This window comes from Streptomyces sp. NPDC058525, from assembly GCF_042719495.1.
GTDB lineage: Bacteria > Actinomycetota > Actinomycetes > Streptomycetales > Streptomycetaceae > Streptomyces.
Genome location: NZ_JBHXNP010000019.1, coordinates 58495 through 71855, shown reverse-complemented (window position 1 = coordinate 71855; position 13361 = coordinate 58495). Strand labels below are relative to the sequence as shown.

Annotated in this window: 11 protein-coding genes; 6 read left to right on the top strand and 5 right to left on the bottom strand. The window is 71.9% G+C overall.

What is annotated here, in order from left to right:
* Positions 1–80 precede the first annotated feature (80 nt).
* Positions 81–848, top strand: a complete 768-nt coding sequence (locus ACFWP3_RS12535) for an SAM-dependent methyltransferase (RefSeq protein WP_384219418.1) — start codon at positions 81–83, stop codon at positions 846–848.
* Positions 849–891: 43 nt separating this feature from the next.
* Here the strand turns inward: ACFWP3_RS12535 and ACFWP3_RS12530 are convergent, their stop codons facing one another.
* The 4 genes from ACFWP3_RS12530 to ACFWP3_RS12515 all read right to left on the bottom strand — a co-directional run bounded on the left by ACFWP3_RS12530 (position 892) and on the right by ACFWP3_RS12515 (position 4577).
* Positions 892–1527, bottom strand: a complete 636-nt coding sequence (locus ACFWP3_RS12530; RefSeq protein WP_384219416.1) for a hypothetical protein — start codon at positions 1525–1527, stop codon at positions 892–894.
* An 8-nt stretch (positions 1528–1535) separates the two neighbouring features.
* On the bottom strand, positions 1536–3227 hold the full coding sequence (locus ACFWP3_RS12525; protein ID WP_384219413.1) for a carbamoyltransferase N-terminal domain-containing protein: 1692 nt from the start codon (positions 3225–3227) through the stop codon (positions 1536–1538).
* A gap of 71 nt (positions 3228–3298) precedes the next feature.
* Positions 3299–3790, bottom strand: a complete 492-nt coding sequence (locus ACFWP3_RS12520) for a GNAT family N-acetyltransferase (protein ID WP_384219411.1) — start codon at positions 3788–3790, stop codon at positions 3299–3301.
* Positions 3783–4577, bottom strand: a complete 795-nt coding sequence (locus tag ACFWP3_RS12515) for an SDR family NAD(P)-dependent oxidoreductase (protein ID WP_384219409.1) — start codon at positions 4575–4577, stop codon at positions 3783–3785. Before ACFWP3_RS12515 ends, ACFWP3_RS12520 begins: the two co-directional genes overlap by 8 nt.
* A gap of 810 nt (positions 4578–5387) precedes the next feature.
* Here ACFWP3_RS12515 and ACFWP3_RS12510 point away from each other — a divergent pair.
* The 5 genes from ACFWP3_RS12510 to ACFWP3_RS12490 all read left to right on the top strand — a co-directional run bounded on the left by ACFWP3_RS12510 (position 5388) and on the right by ACFWP3_RS12490 (position 12534).
* The gene (locus ACFWP3_RS12510; protein ID WP_384219407.1) at positions 5388–6146 is read left to right on the top strand and encodes a thioesterase II family protein; all 759 of its coding nucleotides are present in this window, start codon (positions 5388–5390) and stop codon (positions 6144–6146) included.
* 105 nt (positions 6147–6251) lie between these two features.
* Entirely contained in the window at positions 6252–7973 is a 1722-nt protein-coding gene (locus ACFWP3_RS12505) for an ABC transporter transmembrane domain-containing protein (RefSeq protein ID WP_384219405.1), read from the top strand.
* A gap of 55 nt (positions 7974–8028) precedes the next feature.
* Positions 8029–9819: an ABC transporter ATP-binding protein gene (locus ACFWP3_RS12500; RefSeq protein ID WP_384219402.1), complete on the top strand. Its 1791-nt coding sequence runs from the start codon at positions 8029–8031 to the stop codon at positions 9817–9819.
* 16 nt (positions 9820–9835) lie between these two features.
* Positions 9836–10924 (top strand): ornithine cyclodeaminase family protein, encoded by a 1089-nt coding sequence (locus ACFWP3_RS12495; RefSeq protein ID WP_384219399.1) that lies wholly within the window; start codon positions 9836–9838, stop codon positions 10922–10924.
* Positions 10921–12534: an amino acid adenylation domain-containing protein gene (locus tag ACFWP3_RS12490; protein WP_384219396.1), complete on the top strand. Its 1614-nt coding sequence runs from the start codon at positions 10921–10923 to the stop codon at positions 12532–12534. The genes ACFWP3_RS12495 and ACFWP3_RS12490 overlap by 4 nt, the downstream gene beginning before the upstream one ends.
* Here the strand turns inward: ACFWP3_RS12490 and ACFWP3_RS12485 are convergent.
* The gene (locus ACFWP3_RS12485) at positions 12510–13346 is read right to left on the bottom strand and encodes a putative nonproteinogenic amino acid hydroxylase (RefSeq protein WP_384219394.1); all 837 of its coding nucleotides are present in this window, start codon (positions 13344–13346) and stop codon (positions 12510–12512) included. The genes ACFWP3_RS12490 and ACFWP3_RS12485 overlap by 25 nt on opposite strands.
* Positions 13347–13361: the final 15 nt, after the last annotated feature.

Sequence of the window (13361 nt, the reverse complement as noted above, 5' to 3'; positions counted from 1 at the left end):
GCCGCGCGATCGGTTCGTCCGGTCGGACGCATCGGGGCGTTTCGCCTGCGGCGGGATGGGCGGGGCGGCAGGGTGGTGCCATGGACCGCCGACAGATCAGCTACATCGCCCACACCGACCACCCCGTCGCCGCGCCGCTGGGCGACGACTCCGTACGTGATCTCCTCGACCGCGCCCTGCCGGAGGCCGGGGCCCTGCCGGAGGCCGGGGCCCGGCTGCTCGACCTCGGGTGCGGGTCGGGTACGTGGCTGCTGCGCGCACTGGGGGCGCGCCCGGACCTCCGGGCCGACGGGGTGGACAGCGACGCCCGGGCCATCGCCGCCGCCGGCCGCGCCGCCGACGAGGCGGGGCTCGGTGACCGGATCGCCTTTCACGCCCAGGACGCCGCCGAGTTCGGCTCCCCGCACCGGTACGGCCTGATCCTCAGCATCGGCGCCGCGCACGCCTTCGGCGGCCTGCTCCCCACGCTGAAGGCCGCCGACAGCCACCTCGCCCCGGGCGGGAGCGTTCTCGTCGGCGAGTGCTTCTGGGAACGCGAACCCGACCGCAAGACCCTCGACGCCGGTTTCGCCGCCGACGACTACGACAGCCTCGCCACGACGGTCGACCGCGTCACGGCCGCCGGCTGGGCGCCGCTCCACGCGCACGTCAGCACCCTCCGGGAGTGGGACGACTACGAGTGGTCCTGGACCGGTTCGCTGACCCGCTGGGCCCTGGACCATCCCGAGCACCCGGACCGCGGCCAAGCCCTCGAAGCCGCTGCCGGACACCGCGCGGCATGGCTCCACGGCTACCGGGGCACGCTCGGCTTCGTCACCCTGCTCCTGCGCCGCGCGAACCGGCCGTAGGCCCCGCCGGCCCCGGGCCCGGCCGCGCGTCGCGGTGGCGTCGTCATCGGAGGCGGTGCAGATGCCTCAGCACGGCGTGCGGTACGGCCATGTCGACGAAGGCCGCGGACGGCGGACCCGCCTGCGCGTCTTCGGCCGGGAGCACCAGGGCGGCGTCGAGCGCCTCGGCGAGAGCGGCGGCGGCCGGTGCCGCGGCGAGGTGGCGGATGCCGCCGTCCTGGCCGTACGCGATGCTCGACACCACCGGAATCCGGCCGCTGTCGAGGAACACGCGCAGCACCCCCGGGTCGACCCGTACGTCCCCTCCCCCGCCCACCTCCAGCGTGCGGCCGTCCTCACCCGTGAGGCCGACCGCCAGCGTGGTGTGCTCGTTGAGGCTCCCCACGAGTCCGCGCTGCACGTGTCCCGCGACGTGGGTGCGCAGCGCGGCCGGGTCGCCGTCCAGCCAGGCCGGGAGGTGGGGGCCGCCGTCGTGCACCAGGACGGCCCTCACCCCGCTGTACCGCAGGAACCCGATGTCACCGCAGAACGCGTGCCGCAGTCCCTCGTCGGCGAGCACGTGGTGCCCGGCCACCACGACCACGGTCCGGCCGTGCAGTTCCCTGATCCGGGGCAGGGCGGCGACGAGGGTGCCGGCCACGTCCCGGGCGGCCGGGCCGGGATGTTCCTCCGGTGTCATGCCTCGGCTCAGCCGTCGGTCCGCTGGTACAGCGTCCCGTCGCTCCAGATCCGGGCGACCCGGCCCCACTCGGCGGCCGAGGCCACGTCGGGGAAGAAGCCGTGCCCGTTGAGGTTGGCGCTGGTGTTGCACAGCACGGGGACGCCGCTGAGCCGGTGGTAGGCGGAGAGCACGGCGTAGAGCAGGTCGTCGTCCGCCGGGCCGACCGTCTGGAGCCGCGCGGTGCCGTCGAGGTGGATGACCGCGGGGATCCGGTCCACCCAGTCCGCCCGTACCTCGTGGTCGAAGAGCATGTGGGGGTCCGGCGTGCCGGGCGCGAAGATTGCCGGGGCTTCGGCCTCGAGGCAGATGGGGGCGACGGGCCGGTAGGGTTCGCGGTCCTTCACCCGGTTCAGCTCGTCCTTCATCGACGCGCTGACGGGGGCCGCCAGGATGCTGCGGCCGCCGAGCGCGCGCGGGCCGAGTTCGGCGCGGCCGTGCAGGACCACCACGGGCTCCCCGGACTCGTGCAGGATCGCGGCGAGTTCCTCCGGGGTGCACGCGGACGCCGACCAGCCGGCGGGCAGTTCGGGCGACGGGGTGAGCGCCGGGCCCAGCCGGGGGTTCCACGCGAGCGGCGCGAGGCCGTCGCGCTGGGCGCGGCCCAGAGCGGCCGCTCCGATGGCGGAGCCCGAGTCGTTGGGGAACGGCGGGACCCACACGTCACGGAACTCCGGCGCCTCGCGCAGCGCGCTGTTCCACTTGATGTTGAGCGCGCAGCCGCCGGCGAAGCACAGGTTCCACGGGCCGTCGCCCTTGGCGGCGCGGACCTTGGCGGTGATCCGTTCGACGAGGAGCCGCTCGAAGAAGGCGTGCACGCTCGCCAGGACGTCCTCGTCGCTGGTGCCGTTCTCCGACACGCGGGCGCGGACGGCGGAGAAGAACTCGTGGATGGGGGGCACGGAGCGCTCGAAGAGGCTGCCGTACCCGCCGACGGTCGCGCGGTACTCCACGGAGGCCGGCTCGTCGCTCTCGAAGACCCGGTGGAACTCCTCGCGCAGAACGGTGATGACGTTCTCGTCCTCGCGGCCCAGCGCGATGTACGCCATGAGCTTGCCGGCGACCGAGAGGTCGTCGACCGTGGGCGACTGGACGGTCTTGCGGAAGGGGCCGAAGTGGTGTCCCGCGATGGCGTACGCGTGGCCGATGAGCGGGAACAGCTCGCCGAGGTTCTGCACGCCGTCGCGCGGGTCCGCCCAGTAGAGGCGGGGGAAGAGGCCGCCGTCCCAGACGAGCACGAAGGAGCCTTCGCCGCGCTGGGCGAAGGGGCTGGAGACGTAGGCGCTCGCCACGTGTCCCGCCGCGTGCGGGAAGCTGGTGTACGGGTAGGCGCCGCCGTCCATCGGGAACGTGCCCGAGACGCTGGGCGCGTCGAGCTTCGGGCATGCCGCCGACTCGCGGTAGGGGCCGACCACGATCTCCGCGGGCACCCCCCGGTCGAGGAGGGCGACCGTTCCGGATACGTCTCCGTCCCAGCCGTCGACGACCCACTGGTCGACGTCGTCCGGCTTGTAGCCGAAGTCGGCGAGGACTCCGGGGATCAGGCTGAAGTCGGCGACGGTGCTGTAGCGCAGACCGTTCCCCAGCTTCTCCATCTCCACACTGAAGACGAGACGGTCGTCGTCGAGCAGGGCGACGGCACCGTCATGCGTGAGTTTCAACCCGCAGATAATCAACTGTGTTGCTCCTTGGTCTGCTTGAGTCGGCACGTGGGTGTGCTTCGGTCTCCGGACTACTCGGAGGTGAGTGTCAGCCGGTAGAGGCTCGATCTCCGGCCCGGACGGAAGAGGGGGCGCCATTCCTCGCGGATGCCGCTCGCCGGGACCTCGTGGAAGCCGAGCTTCCCGAACCACTCCCCGCCGTGCCGGGTCAGGGCCAGCAGGGAGCCGCGGCCCAGTTCGCCGGCAATGGTCTCGGCGATGCCGACCAGGTCCCGGCCGATCCCACGGCCCTGCCGGTCGGCCGCGATGCACAGGTTGTAGATCACCAGGCTGTCCCCGCACGGCGCCAGACCGGCGCAGCCGACCAGCCGGTCCCCTTCGCAGGCGACCACGAAGTCCTGTGACATCGCTGCGAGTTCGGCCAGGGAGCGGGCGACCAGCTGGCCCTGCTCGACGAACGGGGCGGAGAGCAGGGCGATCTGCTCCGCGTCCTCGGGGCGCGCGCGTCGGGCGACGAGCAGGTCCGGCGCACGGCGCGGGGCGGTCTGCAAGGACTCACGCACCCTCGGCACCGCCCGGCGAGGCGGGCGGGCTGCCGGCGAAGCCGAGCCCGAAGGGCTGGTCGACCGGCATCAGTTCGATCATGTTGACGTTGACGCGGGCGGGCTGCGCGAGGCACCAGGCCACCGCCTCGGCCACGTCGTCGTCGGTGAGCGGCTCGATTCCCCGGTACAGGGCCTCGGCGCTCGCCTCGTCTCCGTCGTAGCGGACCTTGGCGAACTCGGTCTTGGCCATGCCCGGTGCCACGCAGCTGACCCTGACGCCGGTCCCCTGGAGGTCGACGCGCATGTTCAGCGACAGCTGGTGGACGAACGCCTTGGTGGCGGCGTAGACGTTGCCGCCCATGTACGGGTAACTCGCCGCGATGGAGCCGATGTTCACCACGTGTCCGGACCCGCGGGCGACGAGCCGGGGAAGCACCAGGCCGCTGAGGTTCAGCAGGCCCGAGATGTTCGTGTCGACCATCTCCTGCCAGGAGTCGTGGCTGCCCGACTGGAGGGGGCCGAACCCGCGGGACAGCCCGGCGTTGTTGACGAGCACCGAGATGTCGCGGAAGTCCGGGGGCAGCTCGTCGAGGGCCCGGGCCAGGCCCTCCCGGTCGCGGACGTCGGCGACCACCGGCAGGATCGCTCCCGCGGAGTCCTCGTCCGCCAAGACCTTCAGGCGGTCCTCTCTGCGGGCCAGAGCGACCACGGAGTAGCCGCGCCCGCACAGCACCTGTGCGATTCTCCTGCCGAATCCCGATGATGCACCCGAGACCACGGCCACGCCGCGCTTTTCCTGCGCCATGCACACCCCCTCGGCCCCGTCGCGCTGTATCGCCACGAAACCTTCGCGCGTTCACCCCACGCCCCCGTCAGGGGCGGGGTTCTGGACACCTGCTTCGGCGGCATTGGGATCTCCTTTGCGCGCCGATCGGCCAGAAGTACGCCTCGTTACGTCGAAACACCCTCGCCGGCAAGGCTCCAGGTCTACTGACCTCTTATTCCGTAAATTCCTCGCCAGTGAATCACGGCCGGAAGAGGCAGGGTCGTGTGACGTACGGCACAACAGCGTGAACTCAAGGCCTGGAGGGGGTTCTTCCAATTCGCTTCCAGTGGAGCGGAAGCAGAGCTCGAGGCAGACTCGACCGGGCTTGCATACAAATCATTGGGTGGAGACGCCCGCGGAGCGGCTGCGACGTGCGACTGCGACACCCGACGTCGCACGATCGCGAGACTCGGCCCTGCGTAACCACCGGACGAACGCGCCCGCTTGTACGGCCTGAAATCGCCTGCAAGGAGGGCCGCTATTCATTTGTTGACATTCCAAGTCCATTCCGTGATAGGAATGTTGGCGACAACGCTGGGGGCTGTGTATCTCGAATCGATTTTCACTCGAGGGGCAGTGTACGACCATCGCCCCCCGACTCCTCATACCGCGTCCACCGTTGAAGTCATTTCCGGCCGCCGGGTACGGACCGCGCGCGACCGCTGAACGCCACCTTCGACTGACAAGGGAAACAGTGTGCCTCCATTCAGAAGCCTCGTATTCGCGTGTCCGTCTTAGCGGCCTCCCCGAGGCGCTCCGCGCGCCCGCCGACGCCGCGCGGAGGCGGCCGTGACGTCCGCGGCCCTCGTGGAGTGGAACCCGCCGGCCACCGCGAAGGCGCTCCTGGTGTGCCTGCCCCACGCGGGCTCCGGCGCCTTCCAGTTCCGCCCCTGGCAGGAACTGCTCGGACCTGACATCGCGCTGCTGGCCGTACAGCTGCCGGGCCGCGAGAGCCGGTGGCGCGAGGAGCCCCTGACCGGCATGGCGGAGGTGCTCGACGAGCTGGCGCCGGCGCTCGCCGCCCGGATCGGCCTGCCCTACTTCGTGTTCGGCCACAGCATGGGAGCACTGGTGGGCTACGAGCTCGCGCGCGCCCTGGGCCGGGAGCACGGCCGGTGGCCGCGCGGCTTCGTCGCCTCGGCCTGCCGGGCCCCGGACGACCAGGGCGAGCCCTCCCGCACCTCCCTGCTGACCGACCAGCAGCTCGTCGACGAACTGGTCGCGGAAGGCGCCGTGCCCGCCGCCCTGGCCGCCAACAGCCGTCTGGCCTCGGCGGTCGCGCGACCCCTGCGCGGCGACAGCGCCATCTGCGACTCGTACGCCCCACCCGGCGAGGACAGGCTGCTGCCCTGTCCGGTCGGCGCATGGCGGGGGCGGGACGACGCGGGTGTGACGGACGAGCACATCCGCAGGTGGCGCGCCTGGTCCACCGGCGCCGACACCGTGCGGACCTTCCCCGGAGACCACTTCTACCACCACGCCGACCCACGCGACGTGACCGCCGAACTGAGGGCCTTCGTCCTCGGTCTGCTGCCACCGCACGGCTGACCGGGGGCGCTCCCGGGCGTCCCCCCGCCGGCCGAACCGCTCAGAACCCCTCAGCCCCCCGCCCGCCCCGGCCGTCCGGGACGGGACCACTCGAAGGAATTCGCATTGCCAAGCAACGATCCGCTGCCCGAGCTGGGAGATCCGGACCTCCGATCCCCCCGCGGCTATCTTCGATGGCTGATCGGCAGGCAGTCGAGCACACTGTTCCTCGGGGTGTTGTGGGGCTGCCTGTGGATGGCCAGCATGGGCCTGACCCCCTTCGCCATCGGCCGGGCCATCGACGCCATCTCGGAGAAGGACACCGACGGGCTGCTGGTCTGGACCGGCGTCATCGTCGGGCTCGCCCTGGTCACCACCGCGGGCAGCGTCCTGCGCCACCGCTGTGACACGATCGGCCGGCTCAAGGCCAACTACCTGACGTTCCGCCTCGTCGCCGCGCAGGCGGTGCGCCTGGGCGCGACCCTGCCCAAGCGGATCTCCGCGGGCGAGGTCGTGGCCATCGGCACGGCGGACATCACCCGCATCGGCGCCCTGCCCGGGGCCGTCGCGCGCGGCATCGGCAGCGCCGTCACCGTCGTGCTCGTCGCCATCGTGCTGCTCTCCACCTCCGTCACCCTGGGCCTGCTCGTCCTCATCGGCGTCCCGGTCCTGCTCGCGGGCACCGGCCCGCTGCTCAGCCCGCTGCACAAGCGCATCGGCAGCTACCGCGACCTCCAGGGCGACCTGACGAACCGGGCCGGCGACATCGTGTCCGGTCTGCGCGTGCTGCGCGGCATCGGCGGCGAGGCCGCCTTCGGCGAGCGCTACCGCAAGGACTCGCAGCGGCTGCGGGAGGCCGGCGTCCACGTGGCGAAGGTCGAGTCCGTGCTGCCCGCCGCCGAGGTGCTGCTCCCCGGCATCTTCGTCGTGGCGGTCGTCTGGATCGGTGCCCGCCTCGCCGTCGGCGGCGGTCTGACCGCCGGTGAACTCGTCGCGGCCTACGGGTACGCGGCGTTCCTCATGCTGCCGATGCGCACCGCGACGTCCGCGGTGCAGTCGTTCGTCGGCGCCGACGTGGCGGCGCAGCGCGTCGTACGGGTCCTCTCCCTTCAGCCCGAAACGGGATCCGACGCCGGCGCCGCCTCCGGCTCCGACGCCGACTCCGCACGGGCCGCCGTCTCCGAGGCGCCCGACCTGTACGACGCGGACTCGGGCCTGCGGGTCCGGCCCGGCCTGATGACCGCCATCGCCGCCTCCACTCCGGAGGAGGGCGCCGAGATCGCCGAACGGCTCGGCCGCTACGCGCCGGGTCAGGTGACCGTGGGCGGCGTACCGCTGGACTCGCTGCCGCTGGAGCAGGTGCGCGACCTCGTCCTGGTGGCCCGCAACGACGACACCCTCTTCTCCGGCGTCCTCGCCGACGACCTGGGCGGACGTTCGGACCAGGTGCGGGCCCAGGCCCTGCACGACGCCAACGCCGAGGACATCGTCGAGGCCCTGCCGGACGGTCTGGACACCGTCGTCACCGAGGGCGGCTCCGCCTTCTCGGGCGGCCAGCAGCAGCGGCTGCGGCTGGCGCGCGCGCTGGCCGCGCGGCCCAAGGTCCTGGTCCTGGTGGATCCGACCAGCGCCGTGGACGCGCACACCGAGTCGGTGATCGCCGAACGGCTGCACAAGTCCAGGGCGGAGCTCACGACGGTCGTCGTGAGCAACAGCCCGCTCCTGCTCGACCAGGCCGACGAGGTCGCCTACGTGGAGGACGGCAAGGTCGTCGTGACCGGCACGCACCGTGAGCTCGCCACCGGTGCGTCCCCGTACGCCGCCGTCGTCATGCGGGAGGAGTCGTGACCGTGACCGTCACCCTCCCCCGTCCTTCCGACAGCCGCTCTCAGAGGAGTGCCCAGTGAGTCTTCCGGTAGCCGACGCGAAGACGGTCCGCCGTCACGTACGGGGCCTGGTGCGCAGCCATACCGGCCTGCTGACCCGCACCGTGCTCTGGTTCGTCCTCGCCACGGTCTGCGGTCTGGTGGTGCCCGCCCTGCTGGGCCGTCTGGTCGGGGAGGTGGAGAAGGGCATCACCGCCGACCAGGTGGACATCACCGTGGCGACGATCGCCGGACTCCTCCTGCTCCAGGGCGTGTTCACCCGGACCGCGCGCCTCCAGGGGGCCCGGCTCGGCGAGCTGGTCCTGGCCGACATCCGCGAGGGGTTCGTACGACGGGTCCTGACCCTGCCCCTGCACACGGTGGAGAAGGCCGGGGCCGGCGATCTGCTGACCCGCAGCACCCGCGACGTGGACTCGCTGTCCAACGCCGTGCGCATGGGCGCCCCGTCGATCCTGGTCGCGAGCCTCTCGGTGGGCCTGACGCTGGTGGCGCTGATCGTCACCAGCCCGATCATGGTCCTGCCGTGCCTCGTCGCCGTCCCGCTCATCGTCTGGTCGACCCGCTGGTACCTCGCACGGGCCCGGGAGGCCTACCTGGCCGAGGCGGCGAGCTACTCCGACCTCTCCCAGGGCCTGTCCGAGACGGTGACCGGCGCCCGCACCGTGGAGTCGCTGCACCGGTCCGGCCCGCGCATCCGCCGCACCGACGAGGACGTGGTGCGGGCGAACGGCGCGGAGCGGCGCACGCTGTTCCTGCGCAGCGTCTGGTTCCCGCTGATGGACTTCGGCTACGTGCTGCCGGTCGCGGCCACGCTGCTGTTCGGCGGCCTCTTCTACATCGAGGGCTGGGTGAGCCTCGCCGAGGTGACCGCCGCGACCCTCTACACCCGGGCCGTCATCGACCCGCTGGACGAACTGCTCGGCTGGCTCGACGAGTTGCAGGTCGGCGATGCCTCGCTGGCCCGACTGATCGGTGTCGAGGCCGGAGCCGGCCCCGAGAGCGACTCCGGGCGGCGTCCCGAGGGCGACCGGCTGGCCGCGGAGGGCGTCGCGTACGCCTACCGGACCGGGCACGACGTGATCGAGGACGTCAGCCTCAGCGTCGGCGCCGGTGAGCGCATCGCCATCGTCGGCCCTTCGGGAGCCGGGAAGTCGACCCTCGGGCGCATCCTCGCGGGCATCCACGAGCCGCGTACGGGATCGGTCACGCTGGGCGGAGTGCCGGTCCACGAACTGCCGTTGGAAGAGCTGCGCCGGCACGTCGCCCTGGTCACGCAGGAGCACCACGTGTTCCTCGGGACCGTGCGCGAGAACGTCGCACTGGCTTCGCCGGACGCCACGGACGAGCAGGTGACGGCGGCGCTGGCGGCCGTGGCCGCCGAGGACTGGGTCCGGGCCCTGCCGAACGGCCTCGACACCGAGCTGGGCACCGACGAGAACCCGGTGTCGCCCGGCCAGGCACAGCAACTGGCCCTGGCCCGGCTCGTGCTGGCCGACCCGCACACCCTCGTACTCGACGAGGCCACCTCGCTGCTGGACCCGCGGGCCGCGCGCGACCTCGAGCGTTCGCTCGCCGGGGTGCTGCGCGGGCGCACCGTCATCGCCATCGCCCACCGGCTGCACACCGCCCACGACGCGGACCGTGTGGTCGTGATGGAGGCCGGCCGCATCACCGAGCAGGGAGCTCACGACGAGCTCGTCTCGGCGGGCGGCGCGTACGCCGGACTGTGGGAGTCCTGGCACGGGCGCGGCCCGGCCTCGCCGAAATCCTCCGTTCCTTCGCCTTCTTCGGACCAGCCCGCACACTGAGCGCCAGGAGAGACCCTTGCAAGCCGAGCGCACGCTCATAGTCGACGCCGAAGCCATCGCCACCATCGTTTCGAAGGTGGGGCTGGGGCAACTCTACGATCTGACGATCGCCCGTCTGGAAACCGTTCTCGCCACCGGCAGCGACGCGCCGGTGGAGATGAAGCAGCGGGACGGATTCCTCATCGAGACACCCCATCTGGGTCTGCTGGAGTGGATGCCCGCGCTCCGGCACGGCGCCACGGTGTCCATGAAGATGGTCGGCTACAACCCGCACAATCCGGCCAAGAACCAACTGCCCACCATCCTGTCCACGCTGTGCGCCTTCGACGCGGACAGCGGCCACCTGCGGACGGTCATCGACGGGACCTTCGCCACCGCCGTCCGTACGGGTGCGGCGTCCGCGCTGGCCAGCCGCGTGCTGGCGCGTCCGGACTCCGCGGTCCTCGGTCTCGTGGGCTGCGGCGCGCAGGCCGTGACCCAACTGCACGCCCTGTCGCGGGTGTTCTCCTTCTCCGAGATCCTGGTGTGCGACGAGGACGTGCGGGCGGAGAACTCCTTCGCGGCCCGGTCCCGGCTGCCTGCCGGGGCCGTACGGATCGCCCCGCTGGCGGAGGTGGAGGAGCGGGCCGACGTGCTGTGCACCGCCACCTCGGTCGCGCCGTACGCGGGGCCGGTCATCCGCGGGACCAACCTCAAGCCGTGGGTGCACGTCAACACCATCGGCTCCGACATGCCGGGGAAGACCGAGCTGCCGCTGGAGCTGCTGCGCAAGGCCGTCGTCGTCCCCGACCACCTGGCGCAGGCGCGCGCCGAGGGCGACTGCCAGCAGCTCGCTCCCGAGGAGATCGGGCCCTCGCTCGCCGAGATCCTCCTCGACCCGGAGGCCCACCGGAAGCTGTCCCCGGTCACCACCGTGTACGACTCGACGGGCCTGGCGCTCCAGGACCTCGTCATGGTCGAGGTGTTCGAGGAGCTCGCGCGCGACCTCGGTGTCGGCCACCGCATCGCCGTCGAGGCGACCGCCGACGACCCGCAGGACCCGTACTCGTTCCTGCCGGAGCCGGTCACCCGGTCCTGGGAGGGGCAGCCGGGGGCACGGCGATGACCGCGCCGACCCCTCCCCCGGGGCACGCGGGTCCGGTGGTGGACACCGGGGTGTCCTCGGTCCTGGAGCTGATCGACCGCGAGGTCGCCGCGCACCCGGGGGCACCCGCGGTGCGCGAGCCGGGCCGGGAGGTCAGCTACGCGGAACTCGACCGGCTCGCGGACACCGTCGCGGGCCGGCTCGGGAGCGACTTCGGCATCGGGCGCGGCGACACGGTGCTCATCGCCGCGCGGGCGGGGGCCGACTTCACGGCGGCGGTCCTGGGCACGCTGCGGGCCGGCGCCGCCTACCTGCCGGTGGACACGACGTACCCGCCGGAGCGCATCGAGCAGATCCTGCGGGCGAGCAGCGCGCAGCTGCTGGTCCTGGCCGATCCCGAGGCGCTGGACACCAGCGCCTCGGGGACCCGGGCGACCGGCCTGGCGGCCCTGGTGGCGCCGGATCCGGCGGGCGGCGCGGGAGCGGCGGGGGCGGGCCGGGGTCCGGCCCCTGCCCCGGAGGATGCCGCGTACGTCATCTTCTCCTCCGGGTCGACGGGCCGGCCCAAGGGCATCGTCCAGACCCACCGCTGCCTGGCCAACTTCATCTCCTGGCAGGTGGACGGCTCCGGGCTCGGGCGCGGACGGCGGGTGCTCCAGGTGGCGCCGCTGACCTTCGACGTGTCGGTCCAGGAGGTGTTCTACACGCTCGCCTCGGGCGGGTGCCTGTACGTGCCGGAGCCCCATGTGCGGCGCGATCCGCGGGACCTGATCGATTTCGTCATCGACGAGCGCATCGAGGTCGTGGACTTCCCGCAGTCGCTGATCGACGTGGTCATGGCGCTGCCGACGAGCTTCGAGCACGCCCCCGACCTGCGCCACATCATCAGCGCGGGCGAGACGGTCCGGGTCACGGAGGCCCTGGAGGGCCTGCTGACGCGCCGGCCGGACATCACCCTGCACAACCACTACGGGCCCGCCGAGAACCACATGGTGGCCAGCCACTCGATGAGCGCGGCGGCCGGCAACCTCGAACCGAGGCCGCCGGTCGGGTCGCTGGTGTGGAACACCTACGTCTACCTGCTGGACGAGCAGGGGGTGCCGGTGCCCGACGGCGAGGTCGGGGAGGTGTACATCGGCGGGGTGGGCGTGGCCCTGGGATACACCGATCCCGAGCTGAGCCGGACCGCGTTCGTACCCGATCCGTTCCGTCCGGGCGAGCGGCTGTACCGGACCCGGGACCGCGGGGTGTGGCGGGCCGCCGACCGGACGCTCGGGCTGCTGGGCCGGATGGACGACCTGATCAAGATCCGGGGCAATGCCGTGGAACCCCGGGAGGTGGAGGCGCGTCTCGCGGACTTCGCCGGGGTCAAGGACGCCGCGGCGTTCCCGGTGGTGCGGGCCGACGGGGCGGTGGAGCTGCACGCTGCTCTCACCGGTGATCCGCCGCCGGCCCCGGAACTGCGCCGGGCGCTGCTCGCGGTCCTGCCCGACTACATGGTGCCGGTGCGCTGGTGGCTGGTGGACGGCCTGCCCGTCTCACCCAACGGCAAGCTGGACCGCAAGGCGCTGCCCGGCGACGGGGCGCGGCCCCTGTCCCTGGTGCCTCACCAGGCGAAGTCCTCGCGGTAGCCGCGCTTCTCGATGCAGTACGTCCGGAAGGCCTCGGCCTTCCGGACCAGCGCGTCGTCACCGGTGCGCACGGCGGCTTCGACGAACCAGTCGAACGCCGCCGTCGCATCGGCCTGGCGGACGAACGGGAGCGCGGCGAATTTCCGGAAGGAGGCCCGCATGTTCGTGGCGTCCATATCGGCCGCCGAGGACAGGAGCTCCGCCACGTCGGCGTCCGAGACCGGCGGCCGCGAAATGATGCGGACGGGCAGCTCCGACGGGATGGTGTTCTTGATTTCGATGGGGGTCTCGGCGTCCGCGAAATCAAGGCAGAGAGAAAGCCTGGCGACCGGAGAAACGCTGCGGGCCGAGTGCGGGACCGTGGTGTGGATTTTCCATACCTCGCCGCGCCGGAGGTGATAGACGATGTCGTTCTCGGAATGCAGGGAGTCCTCGTCCGTGCGCAGCGGTATCTGAAGCCTCGTACCCGGCTCGGAGAATTCTAGAAAATCGACGTGCGGTGCGAGAATTCCATCACTGAGGCCGAATACACGGACCCACTGCAACCTCTCGAGAGGGAAGTTGTCGGTGACGAGCGACATGATCCCGGGGAGCTTCCTGCCCAGGTCAGTCAGGGTGAGCTGACCCTCGTAGGGCCGGAAGGCGGTATCCGTGCCGCTTCCTCCGGAGTTCGCGAGGACATGTGCGGACCAGAAGCCGAACGAGAACGCGTCGTATTCGCCTCCAGCATCGTTTGAGTCGATGACCGAAAGATCTTCGGCAAGGTCGTAGGAATCGATGGGAAGCGTCGCGAGCCTTTGCGATTTGAGCATGTGGGATCCCGTCGG

Bases quoted from the DNA above. Each gene is read 5' to 3' on its own strand.
- ACFWP3_RS12535 (WP_384219418.1), top strand. From the start codon at position 81: ATGGACCGCCGACAGATCAGCTACATCGCCCACACCGACCACCCCGTC.
- ACFWP3_RS12515 (WP_384219409.1), bottom strand. From the start codon at position 4,577: ATGGCGCAGGAAAAGCGCGGCGTGGCCGTGGTCTCGGGTGCATCATCG.
- ACFWP3_RS12530 (WP_384219416.1), bottom strand. From the start codon at position 1,527: ATGACACCGGAGGAACATCCCGGCCCGGCCGCCCGGGACGTGGCCGGC.
- ACFWP3_RS12485 (WP_384219394.1), bottom strand. From the start codon at position 13,346: ATGCTCAAATCGCAAAGGCTCGCGACGCTTCCCATCGATTCCTACGAC.
- ACFWP3_RS12490 (WP_384219396.1), top strand. From the start codon at position 10,921: ATGACCGCGCCGACCCCTCCCCCGGGGCACGCGGGTCCGGTGGTGGAC.